Raw genomic sequence first — 18,493 nt, 5'->3', positions numbered from 1 at the left:
CCTTTCTAAATGGAAAATTTAATTGCTTGTTCAATGGAACCCCAAGATCGTTTTGCAAATAAGATAGGTACGTCTTTTGCTTTTGCTTTTTGCTTCATGATTTTAGCTAAGTTATGATTAATAAAATCCGTTAAAATTAAAATAGCATCTACATCTGGTACATCTTTTCGAACCATCTGTACTTTTCTTCCGCTAAAATGGTGAAGTTCTTCAATACCATACTCCTCTAAACGACTAGGGATATTTCCTAAACGATCCGCTCCAACAATAAGTAAAGATTTCATTATGACCACCCCTTATTGAAAATTGTTATCAGTTGATTTATGTATACTATAAATGATAAAGATTATCATTGTCAAGATGGATTCGATTTTTCATAGCAAAAATTTCAAAAAAATCGTACAATATAAAGTAGATTGTACGATTTGAAGGAAAGGTAGTCGATTTATGAATCTATTATTAAAAGAAAAAGCACTTCACTCTTTTCCGATTCCAGCACATTATGAAATGATTATTGAAGATTATAGCGAAAATCGAGCATTCTTTATTTGGGGAAATCCAGAAAATGAGCATGAATGTATTTCCGTTAGTTTTACGACAGAAGGTGTGCTTCAAGAATATACAAATTATTCAACTGAAAAAAATTTCAAAAATGAATCAATAGAAGTATTAGAAAAGATGGCCAAATATTTTATTCAACAATATTATCCAGATTTATTGCACTCATTATCTTTTACAGAAATTAAAGATTTCGGATCATCGATTCGTTTTAAGTTCCGCCAAGATGTAGAAGGAGTCAAAATGAAGGGAACAGGAATTTCCATCACAGTAAGATGCGACGGGAAGATTGTGGAATGTCATTATAAAGGACTCTTTCAAAAACCGATTGCTCCATCAAAGTTTTTAACAAAACAAGAGTTTTTACAACAATTACGTGAACATTGTCACGTATCTCCATGTGTGATTCGAAATAAAGATGGACAATTTCAAACTGCTTATTATGTACGGGATATTTCTTTGTATTATGATGTGACTGAACCGTTATGGGGAAAAGAAGCAGATGAATTATACGTTTCATTCACGACACCTAAAAAAACGTATTATTCCACCTTTGAAGAATGGATTGGAATAGATGAAACGTTTAATAAGGAAGAGATACTAGATAAAAATGAAGTGAAAGCCGTGTATCGAAAAATAGAACTACCGACTAATTATGATACCGTAGAAAACATTTTAGCGAAAAAACAAGAGAGTGTGACGGTCATTCGTAAACAATTAAACATGAATCGAATGATTAACCTATATAGTTATCAAGCATGTCAGAATGAACAACAGTTATCTTTAGATGAATGTTATGACCGAGCAATCGCTTTTTTACATTTTTTATACAAAGATGCAGAGACGTATTTTAAAGAAGTAAGTAACCTTTGTGAATTAAAAAAAGATCAAATTTTATTTACATTTCGTCCGTTTATCGAGGATTTACCAGTATTAAGTGAAACATTAGTCATTGCAATAAATCGTCAAAATGGATTAGTCAATTATTTTTCAAATATTACATGTCCGATTGAACATTTTAGGCGCACATCTGAACAAGTTCAAATGAATCACGAAACAGCGAAAAAAAATTGGTTAAGTGGTACTGATGTCCGTCTAGAATGGGAGAGAATTTATTTCCCTATTGAAAAACGTACGCATCAATTAATGTACCACATCATTACTCCATCATTTTTCATCAGTGCAAAAGATGGTCAGTTTATTGATGCATTTGGTGAAAGTTAAAAACCGCACAATTGTGCGGTTTTATTTTTTCTTTTGAATGAAAGAAATACATAGTAAACCAAAGAGACCACCAGATAAATCGATTAATACATCTTGAACGAGTGGTGTTCGATTTACGGTTAAACTTTGATGAAATTCATCTGTTGCTGCATAAATAATTGTAGCATATAAGGAGATAATAAAAAGATGATTCTTTTTACATAACGTATGCAGAAAAGCTCGGTAAAATAGAATACCTAAAATAAAATAAACAAAAAAATGAGCCGCTTTTCGAATAAAGAATTCTAGAAATCCAGTCTCTCCGAGTGCAGCAACACTAATTTCACTACCTGCATATTGAAAAGAAACGAAAGAAAATAACGAGCTGACCCAACCTAAATTAAATGTACTTGATAAAAAAGGCCGAATATCTTGTTGGTCATATGGTTGAGAAGAAGAATAAAAAATAAGCGCCATCCATACGATTACGGGGAGCCAGTAAACAAGAAATTTCTTCATAATAAAAGCTCCTTTTATAAAAAATAAAGAACATGTCCATCAATTAGGGTACTACCCAGTCATGAGGCATAAACACATTATATAAAAATTGACACAATAGACAAAGCCTTTCTGTCTATAAAAAAAGAAGGAATGTTTTTTTCTTTACTAAAATAATGCCAAGATCAGAGAAAGTTAAGAAAAAAGATTGATGCTTTATATTTAATGTAGTATAGTAACTATAAAAAGTAAAGTAGGTGATAGGATGATGCCAAGTTTATTTTTAGCGCACGGTTCACCAATGATGGCATTAGAAGATACGAGCTATACTCGTTTTTTACAAGGACTATCTAAACATTTCGAACAGCCGAAAGCAGTAATTGTTTTTTCTGCTCATTGGGAAACAGAGGAAATTGAAATTACAACGGTCAATGGTGAAAATTCAATTATATATGATTTTTATGGATTTCCAGAAGAATTATATCACATGACTTATTCTTCTTTTGGTTCTGTTTCGCTAGCAAACAAAATTCATGCCTTATTTCACGCGTCTAATATCAAAAGTCATGTCGGTAGTACACGTGGAATCGATCACGGCGTATGGTGCCTTTTGCATCATCTATATCCGTCCTTACATGTTCCGCTTATTCAAATTTCCGTACAACCGTATCTATCAGCTGTTGATCAATTTAAAATAGGAGAAGCACTTCGTTCATTAAAAGAAGAAAATATTTTAATTATCGGTAGTGGAGGAACGGTGCATAATTTACGAGCACTGGATTTTCAGCATCGTACTCAGGTAGCGGATTGGGCATATGCATTTGACGATTGGCTCATTAAAAAAATCGAACATAACGACCGGGAATCATTAAAAAACTATGAAAAAGAAGCACCATATGTAGAACTAGCCGTACCGAGACCGGAACATTATATCCCTTTATATATTGCAATGGGGGCAAGTGAAGGGAATGGTTCTATTTTGCATCGATCGTATGATTATGGTTCGTTAAGTTATATTGCAGTAGAGTTCCCATAAACAATGATTTTATCTTTCTAGTAAACGAAAAAAGCGAAAGGAATCATCCTTTCGCTTTTTTTCATATAGCTTCAGCGCCTATGACAGAGTGACCCTTGATTTTTATCGTTCTTATGCTTCTTTTAATTGGTGTTCTTCGACTAACTCTATTGTGTCATGAGGCATACGAAGTGTGTGTAGATGATATTGATCTTTTGGAATAGCGTAAAGGTCAAATATTTCACCGTCTTGGTTAACTTGTTCATAAAGTTCAATAGCTGTTTGATTTGCTAATGTGACATAAGGTAATTTTTCTGCTGCTTTTTTAGAACGAATATTTGCCTTTCTAATTTTCATATAGACTGTTTCAATGTTTTTTTCGAAAAATAACTCATCAAAAAATAATGCTTTTGCAGCTTGATTGTAGCCTTTACCAAAGTACGGTTTGCCAATCCATGTACCTAAAAATCCGTAACCATCTTCAATGTCAAACAGATTGATCGTACCAATAGCTTCTCCCCATTCATCCATGATGGTTCTTGAAATGACTTCACCGTGTTCTTCTGCTTCAATCGTCTGTTTTGTTAAAAATAAATATTCTTCTTGAGAGTGTGCTTTTTGACGAACAAAAGGGAAGACTGCTGGATCAGTCATCAGTTCAAATAAACGTTGGCACTCAAGAAGATCACGTTTTTTTAAAAACATGGTTCATCCCTCCATTTCTTGAGGGCAGAATTGGGTCCTTTCACCGATCTACCCCCCCAATATATTCACAAATCTAATCCTACAATTCGTAAACAATTTGGGGTGGGAATCGAACCCACTAGAACCAGTTTAAACTGGTGGCGCACCATTTGCCTTCCCGCATCTCTGCTGTTATACAATTGACTGAAAATTCTTTAAAACAGTTCACCTTCCAATAAGGATTCATTTATTTTGTACTTTTATATTAACTGAAAATAACCGTGTTGAAAATAGTTTTTTTTAAGATTTTTTGTAAATTATTTGTCCATCAATTATTGTTAATACAGGAGACGCTAAATAGTGAAACGGGTGTTCATTCCAAAGGACTAAATCAGCATCTTTTCCAATTTCGATACTTCCTATTTTATGATCTACTCCAAGATTTCGTGCTGGATTTATTGTAATTCCTTCGAGTGCCTGTTCTTCACTTAAACCATCGCGAACTGCTAAAGCAGCACACACATTTAAATATTGAATCGGAACGTATGGATGATCCGTTGTAATAGAAACTTCCACGCCTGCATTAGCTAAAATCGAATATGTTTTCCATGTTTTATTTAACAGCTCTATTTTGGATCGTCTCGTTAAAGTAGGGCCTACTGTTACTTTTAAATTTCTTCCTTTTAATTCTTCTGCTATTAAATGACCTTCTGTACAATGTTCAATTCGCACGTCTAGATTAAACTCATCCGCAAAACGAACAGCAGATAAAATATCATCTGCCCGATGAGCGTGAATACGAACAGGAATGGATTGTTCTAACGCAGCATTAAGTGGGCGAATCCTTGGGTTATCTGGATCTTTACTACATTTTGCTTGATAAAAAGCTTCGCGAAGCATGCCCATAATGCCCATTCGTGTAATGGAATGGTCACTTTCACTATGAATTCGTTTTGGATTTTCACCTAATGCCATTTTTAAGCCAGAAACTCTGCGAACAAACATATAATCAATGTTTTTTCCATGTGTTTTAATTACCGATGTTGTTCCACCAATAATGTTGGCACTACCAGGCATTACATTTACAGCTGTTATACCGAAGCGAATTGCGTCATAAAAACCTAAATCTAATGGATTCACACCATCCATAGCTCGAATATGCGGGGTTAATGGCTCAATCGTTTCATTCGCATCATTTCCGGCCCATCCAGTTCCTTCATCATATAAACCAAGATGCGTATGTGCATCAATAAACCCTGGTAATAAATGATGACCAAAGCCGTCAATCACTTCCATGTCATCCATTGGATCAATAAATGGTTCTATTGCTACTATTTTTCCTTTTTCGATTAATACATCTGCTACATCCATTTTTTTTGATGTAATCGGATATACCGTCGCTCCAGTAATTAATGTTTTCATCGCCGACGTCCTTTCTTGCGTACTCATATTTTAGAAAGTATACATTATCTTTTCTAACTTTTGCTAGAGGTTTTTTAGAAAAATAAAAGAAACAACGTGTGCACGCTGTTTCTTCTTTGGGAATATAGAGTAAGATCATCCTTTACCTTATTACTCTGTCTTTGAGCAAGCTCGCCTCTGCTTTTTATTTTAACTCCCTACGAAAGAAGTCTTCCACTTCTAAACGTGAAGGTACGGCAGCACCAGTGAAAGTGGGAGATGAATTTCGGTTAGGCGTAGCCTAAAGTTGTTTCTTTTTTTTGTACTATGATAAATCAGTATTAGATAATAAAAAAGATGTTGCATCAATGAAATTAGAAAATAATAATTATTCAGTATTAATGTTGTATTATTATCTTGTTCTGGTCGTAAAATATCGTAGAAAAGTGATGGACGTTGCCATATCTGACTATGCGAAAGATATGTTTGTTCGATTGGGTGAAAATGATACTATTTCCTTAGTCGAATGGAGTCACGATATGGATCATGTGCATATGTTGTTCAAAGCACATCCGAATACTGATATGTCAAAGTTCATCAACGCTTATAAAAGCGCAAGTTCACGACTTATCAAAAAGCATTTTCCATAGGTGAAAAAGAAACTGTGGAAAGAGTATTTTTGGTCAAGGAATTTTTGCTTACTTACCACTGGTGGCGCGTCCATTGAAGTGATAAAGAAATAGATAGAAAATCAAGGTGTAAAGTGAGGTGATTCGATATGGCAAACAAAGCATATAAGTTTCGTCTGTATCCAACGCAAGAACAAGAGCAACTTCTTGTCAAAACCTTTGGATGTGTTCGTTTTGTCTACAACAAAATGTTAGCTGAACGAAAGGAAGCGTATGAACAATTCAAGGGCGACAAAGAAGCGCTAAAGAAGCAAAAGTTTCCTACTCCTGCTAAGTACAAGGAGGAGTTTTCATGGCTCAAAGAAGTAGATAGTCTTGCATTGGCGAACACCCAACTAAATTTGCAGAAGGCGTACAAAAACTTCTTTTCTGGTCGTGCTGAATTTCCGAAGTTCAAAAACCGTAAGGCAAGACAATTCTACACAACTAACGTGATAAATGGAAACATTATGCTTTTGGATGGCTATATTAAATTACCGAAATGGAAACTTGTGAAAATGAAGCAACATCGGAAAATTCCGTCGCATCATATCATCAAGTCTTGTACGATTTCTCGAACAAAAACAGGAAAATACTATGTTTCTATTCTCATCGAATACGAACATCAACCTGTACAAAAAGAAGTAAAAGCTGTTGTTGGCTTAGACTTTTCCATGAATGGTTTATTTGTCGATAGTGAAAAAGGGAAGACAGCCAATTACCCACGTTTCTATCATCAAGCTTTGGAAAAGTTAGCGAAGGAACAGCGTATTCTATCACTCAGAAAGAAAGGATCTAATCGTTGGCACAAACAACGTCTAAAAGTAGCGAAGCTACATGAAAAAATTGCGAACCAACGAAAGGACTTTCTACATAAGGAATCGTACAAATTAGTGAAACTGTATGACTGTGTGGTTATCGAAGACCTCAACATGAAAGGAATGTCACAAGCACTCCATTTCGGTAAAAGCGTTACGGATAATGCCTGGGGCATGTTCACGACATTTCTCCAATACAAGTTAGAAGAGCAAGGGAAAAAACTGATCAAAATAGATAAGTGGTTTCCATCATCCAAAACTTGTTCATGTTGTGGTCAGATAAAGAAGTCTCTATTTCTTTCTGAGCGTACATTCCACTGTGATTGTGGTTTTGTAGCAGACAGAGACTGGAATGCTTCTATCAACATCAAACATGAAGGATTACGCTTATTAGCGTTATCATAGAAAAAAGAACTCTTGGAACGAGAGGGATAGCTCGGTCAGTTTTCGTCGGCTACTAAAAGCAATGATAAGTCGAGAAGCCCCACTTCAAGTGACCCGTAAGGGTGATAAGTGGTGGGAGTAGTTCACTATGTTTTCTAATGCTTCTTTTAAGTCAGGGAAGGCGAATGTGTACCCATGTTCTAGGGCGACCGTTGGTTTTACGTGTTGTCCTTCTAAAACAAGCATGCTCATTTCTCCAAGTGCAAGTCGTAAGGCGACTGCCGGTGCTGGCAATAGGTGAGGACGTTTTAGCACGGCTGCTAGTTCTTTACCGAACTCATTCATTCGTTTTGGGATAGGACTTGTGACGTTCATTGGACCGTGAATTTCTTCGTTTTGAATAGCGAAATAAATCATTCGTGTGACATCATCTATATGAACCCATGAAAGCCACTGTTTTCCTGAACCGAGAGGGCCTCCTACGAATAATTTATATGGAAGTATCATTCTCGGTAAAGCACCGTCTTCTTTTCCTAAAATAACGCCAAATCGTGCTAATACTGTACGAACATGAAATAGTTCCGTTTGTTTCGTTGTTTGTTCCCATTTCACAACGGTTTGAGCTAAAAAGTCATCGCCAGGTGTCGTATTTTTTTCATCAAACACATCGTGTAAGGAAGTGCCATAGTAACCAATGGCAGAAGCATTAATAAGAACTTTTGGTTTTGTTTCTAATGCTTCGATAATGTTAATAATCGTTTCCGTCGCATGAAGGCGACTAGTAATAATTTTTTGCTTCATTTCTTTTGTCCATCGAGAATTAATTGTTTGCCCAGCCAAATTTACGATGGCATCTATTCCTTCTAATCGTTGTGTCGGAAGTGGATGAGTGCCGAGCCAAGGGACGAAAGTTATATTTGGATGTTTAGATACTTTTTCATTTCGCGATAAAATAAATACGTGATGTCCCTCGTTTACTAAAAGGTCCGTTAATGCTTTTCCTACAAATCCTGTTCCACCAGCAATGGCAATTTTCATAACAATCCCTCCCATAGGTTTTATGTTAAAATAAATTCGAGGTGTAACAAATGACAATCATAACAAGAATCACCGTTCATCCCAAAAAGAAAGATTGGTACTATGTGTATATCGATTGTGGAGCTGGTGAAGAGTTTGGCTTTACGATTGACAGTGATTTGTTTATTCGATTTCGACTACAAAAAGGCATGGAAATTGATCATACAAAACTTATGGAAATTGTTCGTGAAAAAGAAAAAAAACGCGCGATTGGTCTCGCTTTATCTTATTTATCGTACCGAATGCGCTCAGAACACGAATTAATTGAGTATTTAAAACGAAAAGAGTTAGATTATTCCACTATTGTAGGATGTATCGATACATTAAAATCATATCATTACATAAATGATGAAGAATTCAGTAATCAGTATGTGCAATCGAAAATGAATACACAACTAAAAGGGCCATTATTAATAAAACGAGAGTTAGAAGAAAAAGGAGTTTCTTCCACCATAATTTCTTCAAGTTTATCACGAATGTCCTTTGAGAGCCAAGTAAGTCGTCTTATATCGTATATTGAAAAAAAACAGGAAGTACTAGGAAATACTTCGTTAAAAGAAAAAAAACAAAAAATATACCAGCAGTTATATCGAAAAGGATTTTCTCGCGATGTTATTCAAACAGCCTTTGCACAAGCAAAATGGGAATATTCTGATCAAGCAGAACATTCAGCTTTACAATATCACGGAGAAAAAGCATTATATAAGTATCGGAAATATACAGGTTATGAAAAAAAGATGCGAGTGAAGCAGTATTTAGTTCGAAAAGGCTTCACCTTTGAGCAAATTGACACTTTTCTTCAAAATAACGAAGACGAGTAAAATAAACGTAGTATGAACAGAAGGAGTATAATACGAATGGAACAAATGAAACGTTATAGTGAAATGTCAGAATTTGAACTGCATCGTGAAATTTCTCAACTGAATGAAAAAGCAAAAAAAGCAGAACAAATGGGGATGGTGAATGAATTAGCAGTTTATGAACGGAAAATTGCTATGGCGAAAGCATATTTAATCGACCCAAGTGACTTTCATCCAGAAGAAACATATGAAATTAAAGATGATCCTGGAGAAATATTTAAAATTTCGTACATAAATGGTACATTTGCTTGGGGACATCGTAGTGGGAATCCAAAATTAGAAGCATTACCTGTTTCTATGTTAGGAAATAAAGTAGAGTAATGATATCCTTCCATTCGTTATAGCGAATGGAAGATGAATGATGCTCCTCATCAACAACTGGTGAGGAGTTATTTTATCCTCCTCATATAAACGTAGAAGGGAAAGAAAATCATGAATGCAATTTTTGAACGTTTAACGAATCGATTATTAGAAATGAACGATTATTTATCGTACCATCAAGCGAGGACATGGGTAGAAGTACTATGGGAAGATTTTGAAACGACACGAGCAAAAGGTGGATGGTCATATCGAGGACATGAAATGACAGAACGGATTGTTTTAGAATGGATTAACCGATATGGCCCTACTTTGCATGAATTCATAACCGATAATCCAAAGTATAAGCATTTATTAGAAAATAGTAATGGACTAAAGCAATAAAATGGCCCGTAAAAAAGGACGGACCATTTTCTATTCTGTGATGTAAGATAATTTTTTTTGCAATTTATCTTCACTAAATACCCAGCCTGTGAAAGAGGATTGTGGCATTAAATCTAAATTGAGATGTACGACCGCTACAAAAGGATAATAACTTTTGCTTAAATAGCGTAAATCGGTAAAACGAACTTCGATTTTATTTTGCTCTTTGTGAATTTCCCACGTATAGATTTTCGAAAAAGATAAAAAGGCTGTAATGTTTTCATCTGTTGTAGCAGCTTCCATAATTTCATTTGTTGGCAGTGGTTGTTGTTCAAATGTATCGATAATTTTTAATTTATTTTTTTTAATTTTTATGACATAAAAAAGGTTTGGATCTTTTACGGCGATATGCCAGTCACTCCAACGATAGCTTGGAGAGATGAACATTTGAGTGGCGGAGGGAATTTTTTTTAAGACCCGAGCTTGTACACGATTTCTAGCTTTAAATCTCCATACATAATAAAAAATCAAGATAATATAAAGCGTTAAGATCGTATAACCACCCTCTCCTGTATACCTCCAAATGAACAAAGCAATTAGGTGGCTAAAGAAAATAAATGGATCAAATGTATTGATAACTCCTAGACCAATCCATTTTTTTGAAAAGGGACGGAGCGCTTGGGTACCATATGCGTTAAATACATCGACAAAAACGTGTAAAATAACGGAGAAAAAGGTCCAAAGCCATAAATGAAATAAGTTTACGTCTGGAAAAACAGTAAAAAGAGCACTGGCAATTAAGATAGGCCATAAACAAACAGCGGGAATAGAATGTGTCATTCCACGATGATTTCGTAAATACACCGCATTATTGCGCAATTTTGTAACAGTATCAAAATCAGGAGCTTGAGAGCCAACTAATACCCCAATAATAATAGCTTGATGTGTCAATGGATCTGTAGCAACAACAGGATCTAACGTTGCTAATCCACCAAGTGCAATTCCCATTACAACATGGGTACCTGTATCCATTCAAGCACCGCCTCCTTAAAATAAGGAAAATTAAAACGGCAAGCTTCTTATTACATATACAACAATGATAAAAAGTGCATCTTGATAAATTCATTGTTAAAATGTATAGAAAGACGAAAGTAAAATAAGGAGTTTTGCCAGTGAATAAATTTCAAGTTTTTATTGAGTATAAAATAAAAAAAGAATGTATTCAAGTATATGAATCAAAAATGTTCGCGTGTAAGAAAACACTCGAAACATTATCTATACGTGATTTTCAATGGTATGTCGCATCAGATCAACCTTATTTATATGTGGAAATGTTCACGGTACTATCTTTTGAAGAATATGAAAAAATAAAAAAATTACGTTCTGATGAAAAGCATGAAGTTTTTGGTCCAATTTTACAAGATATTGACGGTGGGGGTAAAAAATTTCATTGCTGGTGTTTTGAAAGGAAGCTACTGGAGGAAGAATAATGGAAATGAAAGAACTTGTAAAACAAATGGATGTCGCAACATTTCAACGAAATTTAGTGGAATGGTTTTTAAAAAATCAACGAAATTTACCGTGGCGACAAAATAAAGATCCATATAAAATATGGGTTTCCGAAATTATGTTACAACAAACGAAAGTAGATACAGTAATTCCGTATTTTGAACGGTTTGTTTCTAAATTTCATACGGTGTATGACTTAGCAAAAGCGGATGAAGAAGAAGTGTTAAAAGCGTGGGAAGGGTTAGGATATTATTCTAGGGCACGCAACTTGCAAACAGCTGTAAGAGAAGTAGTTCAAAAATATGACGGTGTTGTTCCTAATACAGAAGAAGAAATTTCTACTTTAAAAGGAGTAGGACCTTATACAACGGGAGCGATTTTAAGTATCGCATACAATTTACCTGTCCCTGCTGTAGACGGAAATGTAATGAGGGTATTTTCGCGGCTGTTTGCCCTTCATGATGACATCGCGAAGCCGAAAACAAGAAAAAAAATAGAAGAGATTGTCCGAGAAGTAATCGACCAAAACCGTCCTGGTGATTTTAATCAAGCGATTATGGAACTTGGTGCGTTAGTCTGTACGCCAACATCCCCAGCTTGCTTGCTTTGTCCTGTACAGGAACATTGCCAAGCATTTCATCAAGGATTAGAATCTACTTTACCGATTAAAACGAGAAAAAAATCAACGAAAGAAGTGTCTTTGTCAGTAAGCATTATGAAAAATGAACAAAACCAATATATCGTAGAAAAAAGACCTGACACTGGCTTGCTTGCTAAGTTATGGGAGTTTCCAAATGTTTCAACGCTTCGTAAAACGAAAAATGAACAGAAGAATTTTCAAAAGGCATTGGAAAAACTGTATGACGTCGATATTCAAAAAATCAATTACGAATATGAGTTTGAGCATATCTTTTCTCATTTAAAATGGAAAATATCAGTTTACAGTAGTGAATATAAAGGTACTATTATAGAAAGTGAACGAAAAAGATTAGTGACAAAAGAAGAATTACTACAACTACCATTTCCAGTACCGTATCAAAAAATGATTAAAAAGATTATATTGAAATAAAAGTAAAATATTAAATGATACTTATTAATTTGTTATCATTGGTAGAAATATACTAGTGTAATGGATTACAATAATAGAGGTGGAAGGAGGAGATATGATGAAGAAGAAAACACTGATTATTGGTAATGTTTTATTAGTTGTAATTATTGTAGGTGTATTTATCATAGGTAGTGATATCTTTACTGGAAAAAATAAAAGTGATTCAAATATCATAAAAGAATCTAAAAAAGAATTGAAAAAAGAAACATTTACAAGTCCTTATCTAGATATCCCAAATAGTGATGAACGTTTAGATACAATCATGTGGGCAACAGAAAAAGGATTAGTAAAACCAGATGAAAATGGAAACTTTAATCCAGAAGCAACGGTTACAGAGGAACAATTGGCAGAGATGATTGTTCTTTATTATGAAACATTATATAAGGAAATTGGGAAAATAAAAGAAAATAATAGTAGTGAAAAGCAAGAAAAAATCTATACTACATTACTACAATACCAAGTTCCTTTGAAGGGGTATATGGATATCCCAACGCGTGAGAATGAGGTGAATGTTGGTTATTTAGCAGAAATATTAAGTTATATCAATGGGGAAAAATACAATAATTATACAGAATCATATGAATATCTACAAAAAGTTGATTCTTCAAGGTGGAAAGATAAACAACCATCAGAATACATACAAAAGTACGACTTGATAGCAACACTTAAGGAAATTGAAAATGAAAAGATTACAGATATGGCTGATACAATAAAAAAGAAAAAGTTATCACCTGATCAAGCTCTTTTAGCACTACAACAAAAAGATATACAAGAAACGGATGAGAAAGAAAAAACAAAAGATTCTACTAAAAACGAAGAAGAATTGGAAAAATCCCTAACGAAACAAAGCAATCTTTCTAATTCAAAAAACAATACTAAAATGGAAAGAAAAATAGAAAGCAAACAAAATAATAATTATAAAGAATCTCCTTCTAGTCAGAATAAAAGTACCAATACTTCAGTATCGGAAAAACAACAAAGTATAGAGTCAAAGGACGCAACAAACTCTAAAAATGAAAGTGTGGACAGTGAATTCGTACCACCACCTGCTGACCAAGATACGCTAGTGACACCACCTGCTGAACCAAAAGTAACATCACCTGCTGACCAAGATATGTTAGTGACACCACCTGCTGAACCAGAAAATTAATAGTCAATTGATAAGTTTACTGAAGGGAATGGAGAAAACTTGAAAAAAACATCAAAAATGTTCATGATTTTAAACATCATTATTCTAGTTATGATTATAATAGTTGTCATTATCGGGAGTAATAAATTTAAATTAGATGAAACTGGTATTAATGAAGTAAAATCAGACACACAAATTGAAAAACAAGAAGTAGTATACAAAGATATTTCTCAAAGTGATGAAAAGTATAATACTGTGATGTGGGCAACAGAAAAAGAATTAGTACAACCAGATGAAAATGGAAATTTTAATCCAGATCAACTTCTTACAGAAGCAGAATTTGCGCAAATGGTTGTGCATTATTTCCCTTCTTTAAAAGCGAATGTTACGGTTGAAAAAAATGATAATCCAGAAGAACATAATAATATGGTGTACAATGTTTTAAAAGATAACGATGTGTCATTAGACGGAATGGATAATCCTGATGTACAAGCGGAACCTGTTATAAAAGGAGTAGTAGCAAAAACAGTAATGAATTTAGTTTCAGATGAAAATATTCGCTATCAAAGTCATGCCATTGAATTGCTAGTAAATAATAACATTTGGACAGATGTGGAAAACTATATCGAAGCAACGGATGAGGAAATAACGAAATACGAATTAGTGGAAACATTCAAAAAAATGGAAGAAAATAATTTGGTGGAAGTAAAATAAAAGAAATGCCGTATGAATTCATACGGCATTTTAATGCTTCAAATTAGTAGTTTATTTTATATGTAAATTTAGTTCCATTCATGTATGACGCTTCCGATAGGTGTGATTGATTACGACTTTCCATTTCATGAATAATTTTTTGATGAATCGTTACTCCTTCATTGTTGAGATAAGGAGCTAGGTGTGTCATTTGTTCATGATAATAATGTAACTCTTGATCGGACCAAACATTGGTTTGAATCGATGAGAGCTCTAGTAAATCGCGTCCAACATACATAAAATTTCCTCCTTTTTCCCGTTACATAATCATGGTATGATTGTTTTATTCAAGAGATTGGACAAAATGGAAAGAAACATGCTTCCAGCAATGAAGGAAGACAAGGTTCAGTTATGGGGAAAAGTCCACTCGTTTATTTTCCCTGCTTTTACTTTATAGTATGATGAAGAAAGAGTTATTTATACATAGGAGGTAAACGATGAGTAAAAAGGTAGCGTTAGTGACAGGAAGTAGTCGTGGAATTGGAAAAGTAATTGCGAAAGAACTTGCAAAACAAGGATACGATTTAGTGATTAATTACAATAGAAGTAAAAGTGCTGCAGAAGAAACAGCAGAAGAAATACGTGCTTTAGGAAGTGATGTTCTTTTAGTAAAAGCACATTTGGGAAAAAAAGAAAAAATTGAAGAGTTGTTTACAAAAATTGATGAACATTATGGACGTCTCGATGTGTTAGTAAATAACGCTGCTTCAGGTGTACTTCGACCATTGATGGAACTAGAAGAAAACCATTGGGACTGGACAATGGATATTAACAGTAAAGCTGTTTTATTTTGTTCACAAGAAGCTGCGAAACGAATGGACAAAACGGGCGGCGGAAAAATCGTGAATTTAAGCTCAATCGGTGCGATTCGGTATTTAGATAATTATACGGCAGTCGGTGTTTCAAAAGCAGCAGTAGAAGCGTTAACGCGTTATTTAGCTGTTGAGTTAGCATCCAAAAATATTATTGTCAATGCTGTATCAGGTGGAGCGGTGGATACAGATGCGCTAAAGCATTTTCCAAATCGTGAAGAATTATTAGGGGGATCTTCCCAAAAAACGCCAGCGGGACGTTTAGTTGAAAAAGAAGATTTAGCAAATATAGTGATGTTTTTATTGTCTGATCAAGCGAATATGATTTGTGGACAAACCATTATTGTAGATGGTGGAATTTCCCTTTTAACAATGTAGCATATTATTTGTCGTTTTGTACACAATAGGTACTGCGGGGGTGATGAATTTGGCTACTAACAATAACAAAATGCCAAATAAGACTACTGCTGGAACTGATGTGAACCATGTGAAGCAACAAAATGCTCAATCTGCTGGTGCACAACAAGGGCAAAACTCTATGACAGAGTTTGCGTCAGAAACAAATGTTCAGGAAGTTAAAATGCAAAACCAACAATCTGAACAAAACAAAAAAATGTCTTCTTCTAAATAAAGAAGGCGAAAGAAAAGGGCTTTTAACGAATCGTTAAAAGCCCTTTTTCGTTATGACAAGGACTTTATTTTTGTAAGTAACTGTACTATGATTAGAAGGAGAATAGAAAAATGTCGAAAAAAGAAAAGAGTATCATTCGAATTGAAAGTCATAAACATAACGGGGAAATTCATAGAATTTGGGAACAAACATATGTATTACATCAAGAAGATGGAAAAATAATCGGAGCAAACATTGGTACAAAAGTAATCGAACCAGGAAAAAGGGAATTTTTTACGATAGACCCTGCCATTTGTTATTTTGATCAGCAGCATTGGTTTAATGTAATTGGACTAATAAAAGAAGACGGCATTCATTGTTATTGCAATATGACGAATGCGTATGATTTACAAAATCAAGTGTTAATTTATATTGATTACGATTTAGACGTCATTGTTGCACCAGATGGCTCATTTAAAATTGTTGACCAAGATGAATTTGACCTTCATCAAAAAGAAATGGATTATCCAGGGGAGGTCATAAAAAAAGTGGAAGAAGAATTGAAAGAATTATTAGAATGGATTCGTCAGAAAAAAGGGCCGTTTGATCCTAAATTTGTTCCTAAATGGTATAAGGAATTTCAAGGAAAGAAGGAATAACCACTGAATACTATTTTTCGTTATTTACAATTTGTAAAACCTTATAAAAAAGAAATAATAATCACAATTTTTATTGGATTAATCAAGTTTAGTATCCCTTTATTCATGCCGCTTTTATTAAAATATGTGATTGATCAAATTATTTCAGTAGATGGTATGGCGACGGACGAAAAAGTACAGCAGTTAGTATGGATAATGGGAATAGCTTTTATTGTTTTTGTTGTCATTCGTCCACCTGTGGAATATTATCGCCAGTATTTTGCGCAATGGACTGCAAGCAAAATATTGTACGATATACGCGATCAACTATTTAGTCATTTGCAAAAATTGAGCATGCGTTATTATTCGAATCATAAAGTAGGAGAAGTTATTTCGCGTGTTATTCACGATGTAGAACAAACAAAAGCATTTGTTGTGACAGGATTAATGAATATTTGGTTAGATAGCGCTACGATTATTATTGCATTGGCGATTATGTTTTCAATGAACGTAAAATTAACGCTTGCTGCTATTTTGCTCTTTCCTTTTTACGGATTTTCAATTAAATATTTTTATGGTCGATTGCGTAAATTAACGAAAGTTCGTTCGCAAGCATTAGCGGAAGTACAAGGACATTTGCATGAAAGAATCCAAGGGATTTCTGTTATCCGTAGTTTTGCTGTCGAAGATTACGAACAACAACAATTTGAAAAACAAAATAAAAACTTTTTAGAAAAAGCAATCAAACATACAAGATGGAATGCAAAAACATTTGCAGTAGTAAATACGATTACAGATGTTGCTCCATTACTCGTTATTGGATATGCGGCTTATGAAGTAATCCAAGGAACATTATCAATCGGTACGATGGTAGCATTTGTTGCATATATGGAGCGATTGTATAACCCACTTCGCCGTTTAGTTAATTCATCTACCACGTTGACGCAATCGTTAGCATCGATGGACCGGGTATTTGAATTGATAGATGAACCGTATGATATTGAAGATAAAAAACAAGCAAAAGTGTTACAAGAGGTGCAAGGGGAAGTTGTTTTTAGAAATGTATCATTTCGATATGAAGAAGACACAAACGATGTTTTGAAAAAGATTCATTTAACCGTTCAAAAAGGGGAAACAATTGCGTTAGTTGGGATGAGTGGTGGGGGTAAATCTTCGCTTGTTAGTCTCATTCCTCGTTTTTATGATGTAACAGAAGGACAAATTTTATTAGATGGTGTCGATATTCGTGATTATCAAGTACGTTCATTACGCGACCACATTGGCATGGTACTTCAAGATAATATTTTATTTAGTGATTCTGTTCGGATGAATATTTTAATGGGGAATCCTGAAGCGACAGAAGAAGAAATCATGCAAGCAGCGAAAGTAGCAAAAGCGCATGAGTTTATTATGAATTTACCAGAAGGGTATGATACGAAAATCGGAGAACGCGGGGTAAAATTATCTGGAGGACAAAAACAGAGACTCGCGATAGCGCGCGTATTTTTAAAAAATCCCCCTATTTTAATTTTTGATGAAGCAACGAGTGCGCTTGATTTAGAAAGTGAACACGAAATTCAAGGAGCAATGGAACGTTTGGCAAAAGATAAAACGACATTTATCGTTGCGCATCGTTTAGCTACGATTACATATGCTGATCGAATTGTTGTGATGAAGCACGGGGAAATAATAGAAACGGGTACACACGAACAATTAATGGAGAAAAAAGGAGAATACTACAATCTTTATACTGTTCAACAGTTGGACTCAGAAAAATCTTAGCACTTGCTAAGATTTTTCTGAAAAATTTCATATTTTTAACATATTTTTCGGCATTTAAGTATATGATTACACTATTAATACAGTTCTTATATTGAGATAAAAATGTAAGCGCTTACTTGTTTAGGGGGGTGGAAAGAAATGTTGTAATGATTCTGATATAAATCGTAAACACTAATGATTGGTTAAAATATTTGAAAGGAAGATGACTCATGGAAAACAAAGTATATGGATTTTATATTCCTAGTTTGAACTTAATGGGGAGAGGTGCGATTCAAGAAGTTGGCGACCGATTAAAAGGAGTAGGT

Annotated in this window: 21 protein-coding genes and 1 pseudogene; 15 read left to right on the top strand and 7 right to left on the bottom strand. The window is 34.4% G+C overall.

Annotation, left to right across the window (positions count from 1 at the left end):
* Positions 1 to 5: 5 nt before the first annotated feature.
* On the bottom strand, positions 6 to 284 hold the full coding sequence (locus BN1372_RS00895; RefSeq protein WP_062197025.1) for a DUF2325 domain-containing protein: 279 nt from the start codon (positions 282 to 284) through the stop codon (positions 6 to 8).
* A gap of 163 nt (positions 285 to 447) precedes the next feature.
* Here BN1372_RS00895 and BN1372_RS00890 point away from each other — a divergent pair, with 163 nt between their 5' ends.
* The gene (locus BN1372_RS00890) at positions 448 to 1,782 is read left to right on the top strand and encodes a YcdB/YcdC domain-containing protein (protein WP_062197024.1); all 1,335 of its coding nucleotides are present in this window, start codon (positions 448 to 450) and stop codon (positions 1,780 to 1,782) included.
* A 21-nt stretch (positions 1,783 to 1,803) separates the two neighbouring features.
* Here the strand turns inward: BN1372_RS00890 and BN1372_RS00885 are convergent, their stop codons facing one another.
* The gene (locus BN1372_RS00885; RefSeq protein WP_062197023.1) at positions 1,804 to 2,280 is read right to left on the bottom strand and encodes a VanZ family protein; all 477 of its coding nucleotides are present in this window, start codon (positions 2,278 to 2,280) and stop codon (positions 1,804 to 1,806) included.
* A gap of 244 nt (positions 2,281 to 2,524) precedes the next feature.
* Here BN1372_RS00885 and BN1372_RS00880 point away from each other — a divergent pair, with 244 nt between their 5' ends.
* Entirely contained in the window at positions 2,525 to 3,295 is a 771-nt protein-coding gene (locus BN1372_RS00880; protein ID WP_062197022.1) for a DODA-type extradiol aromatic ring-opening family dioxygenase, read from the top strand.
* A 111-nt stretch (positions 3,296 to 3,406) separates the two neighbouring features.
* On the opposite strand, the gene BN1372_RS00875 is transcribed toward BN1372_RS00880, so the two are convergent.
* Together BN1372_RS00875 and BN1372_RS00870 are read right to left on the bottom strand one after the other, a co-directional pair.
* Positions 3,407 to 3,979: a GNAT family N-acetyltransferase gene (locus tag BN1372_RS00875; protein WP_062197021.1), complete on the bottom strand. Its 573-nt coding sequence runs from the start codon at positions 3,977 to 3,979 to the stop codon at positions 3,407 to 3,409.
* Between the two features lie 279 nt (positions 3,980 to 4,258).
* A complete protein-coding gene (locus BN1372_RS00870; protein WP_062197020.1) occupies positions 4,259 to 5,380 on the bottom strand; it encodes an amidohydrolase in 1,122 nt (373 codons plus the stop codon).
* 347 nt (positions 5,381 to 5,727) lie between these two features.
* Here BN1372_RS00870 and tnpA point away from each other — a divergent pair.
* Together tnpA and BN1372_RS00860 are read left to right on the top strand one after the other, a co-directional pair.
* Positions 5,728 to 6,102, top strand: a pseudogene (gene tnpA / locus BN1372_RS00865) (IS200/IS605 family transposase).
* A 35-nt stretch (positions 6,103 to 6,137) separates the two neighbouring features.
* Positions 6,138 to 7,250, top strand: coding sequence for an RNA-guided endonuclease TnpB family protein (locus BN1372_RS00860; protein ID WP_062197019.1), 1,113 nt, complete (start codon positions 6,138 to 6,140; stop codon positions 7,248 to 7,250).
* Between the two features lie 84 nt (positions 7,251 to 7,334).
* Here BN1372_RS00860 and BN1372_RS00855 read toward each other — a convergent pair whose 3' ends face one another.
* A complete protein-coding gene (locus BN1372_RS00855) occupies positions 7,335 to 8,267 on the bottom strand; it encodes a TIGR01777 family oxidoreductase (protein WP_062197018.1) in 933 nt (310 codons plus the stop codon).
* 50 nt (positions 8,268 to 8,317) lie between these two features.
* On the opposite strand from BN1372_RS00855, the gene recX reads away from it, so the two are divergent.
* From recX to BN1372_RS00840, 3 genes are all read left to right on the top strand, one after another.
* The gene (recX, locus tag BN1372_RS00850; RefSeq protein ID WP_062197017.1) at positions 8,318 to 9,127 is read left to right on the top strand and encodes a recombination regulator RecX; all 810 of its coding nucleotides are present in this window, start codon (positions 8,318 to 8,320) and stop codon (positions 9,125 to 9,127) included.
* Between the two features lie 36 nt (positions 9,128 to 9,163).
* On the top strand, positions 9,164 to 9,487 hold the full coding sequence (locus BN1372_RS00845) for a YfhH family protein (RefSeq protein ID WP_062197016.1): 324 nt from the start codon (positions 9,164 to 9,166) through the stop codon (positions 9,485 to 9,487).
* 111 nt (positions 9,488 to 9,598) lie between these two features.
* Positions 9,599 to 9,868 (top strand): YfhJ family protein, encoded by a 270-nt coding sequence (locus BN1372_RS00840; protein ID WP_062197015.1) that lies wholly within the window; start codon positions 9,599 to 9,601, stop codon positions 9,866 to 9,868.
* A gap of 30 nt (positions 9,869 to 9,898) precedes the next feature.
* Here BN1372_RS00840 and BN1372_RS00835 read toward each other — a convergent pair whose 3' ends face one another.
* On the bottom strand, positions 9,899 to 10,879 hold the full coding sequence (locus BN1372_RS00835; protein ID WP_062197014.1) for a metal-dependent hydrolase: 981 nt from the start codon (positions 10,877 to 10,879) through the stop codon (positions 9,899 to 9,901).
* Positions 10,880 to 11,019: 140 nt separating this feature from the next.
* On the opposite strand from BN1372_RS00835, the gene BN1372_RS00830 reads away from it, so the two are divergent.
* From BN1372_RS00830 to BN1372_RS00815, 4 genes are all read left to right on the top strand, one after another.
* Positions 11,020 to 11,337, top strand: a complete 318-nt coding sequence (locus tag BN1372_RS00830; protein ID WP_062197013.1) for a hypothetical protein — start codon at positions 11,020 to 11,022, stop codon at positions 11,335 to 11,337.
* A complete protein-coding gene (gene mutY / locus BN1372_RS00825) occupies positions 11,334 to 12,425 on the top strand; it encodes an A/G-specific adenine glycosylase (RefSeq protein WP_062197012.1) in 1,092 nt (363 codons plus the stop codon). Before BN1372_RS00830 ends, mutY begins: the two co-directional genes overlap by 4 nt.
* Positions 12,426 to 12,522: 97 nt before the next feature.
* Positions 12,523 to 13,614, top strand: coding sequence for an S-layer homology domain-containing protein (locus BN1372_RS00820; RefSeq protein WP_062197011.1), 1,092 nt, complete (start codon positions 12,523 to 12,525; stop codon positions 13,612 to 13,614).
* Between the two features lie 39 nt (positions 13,615 to 13,653).
* A complete protein-coding gene (locus BN1372_RS00815; protein ID WP_062197010.1) occupies positions 13,654 to 14,307 on the top strand; it encodes an S-layer homology domain-containing protein in 654 nt (217 codons plus the stop codon).
* 43 nt (positions 14,308 to 14,350) lie between these two features.
* Here BN1372_RS00815 and BN1372_RS00810 read toward each other — a convergent pair whose 3' ends face one another.
* Positions 14,351 to 14,584: a hypothetical protein gene (locus BN1372_RS00810; protein WP_062197009.1), complete on the bottom strand. Its 234-nt coding sequence runs from the start codon at positions 14,582 to 14,584 to the stop codon at positions 14,351 to 14,353.
* Positions 14,585 to 14,783: 199 nt separating this feature from the next.
* Between BN1372_RS00810 and fabL the strand changes: the two genes are divergently transcribed.
* From fabL to BN1372_RS00790, 4 genes are all read left to right on the top strand, one after another.
* Entirely contained in the window at positions 14,784 to 15,536 is a 753-nt protein-coding gene (gene fabL, locus BN1372_RS00805; RefSeq protein WP_062197008.1) for an enoyl-[acyl-carrier-protein] reductase FabL, read from the top strand.
* Between the two features lie 70 nt (positions 15,537 to 15,606).
* Positions 15,607 to 15,789, top strand: a complete 183-nt coding sequence (locus tag BN1372_RS00800; protein ID WP_230198788.1) for a gamma-type small acid-soluble spore protein — start codon at positions 15,607 to 15,609, stop codon at positions 15,787 to 15,789.
* A gap of 110 nt (positions 15,790 to 15,899) precedes the next feature.
* Positions 15,900 to 16,427 carry a DUF402 domain-containing protein gene (locus BN1372_RS00795; protein ID WP_062197006.1) on the top strand — a complete coding sequence of 176 codons (528 nt, stop codon included), beginning with the start codon at positions 15,900 to 15,902 and terminating at the stop codon, positions 16,425 to 16,427.
* A gap of 3 nt (positions 16,428 to 16,430) precedes the next feature.
* Positions 16,431 to 18,188, top strand: a complete 1,758-nt coding sequence (locus tag BN1372_RS00790; protein ID WP_062197005.1) for an ABC transporter ATP-binding protein — start codon at positions 16,431 to 16,433, stop codon at positions 18,186 to 18,188.
* Positions 18,189 to 18,493: the final 305 nt, after the last annotated feature.

Origin of the sequence: Massilibacterium senegalense, assembly GCF_001375675.1 — a bacterium.
Taxonomy (GTDB): Bacteria; Bacillota; Bacilli; order Bacillales; family Massilibacteriaceae; genus Massilibacterium; species Massilibacterium senegalense.
Note: the sequence above shows the minus strand (reverse complement) of the source record. Positions and strands in the feature narration are given on the sequence as shown.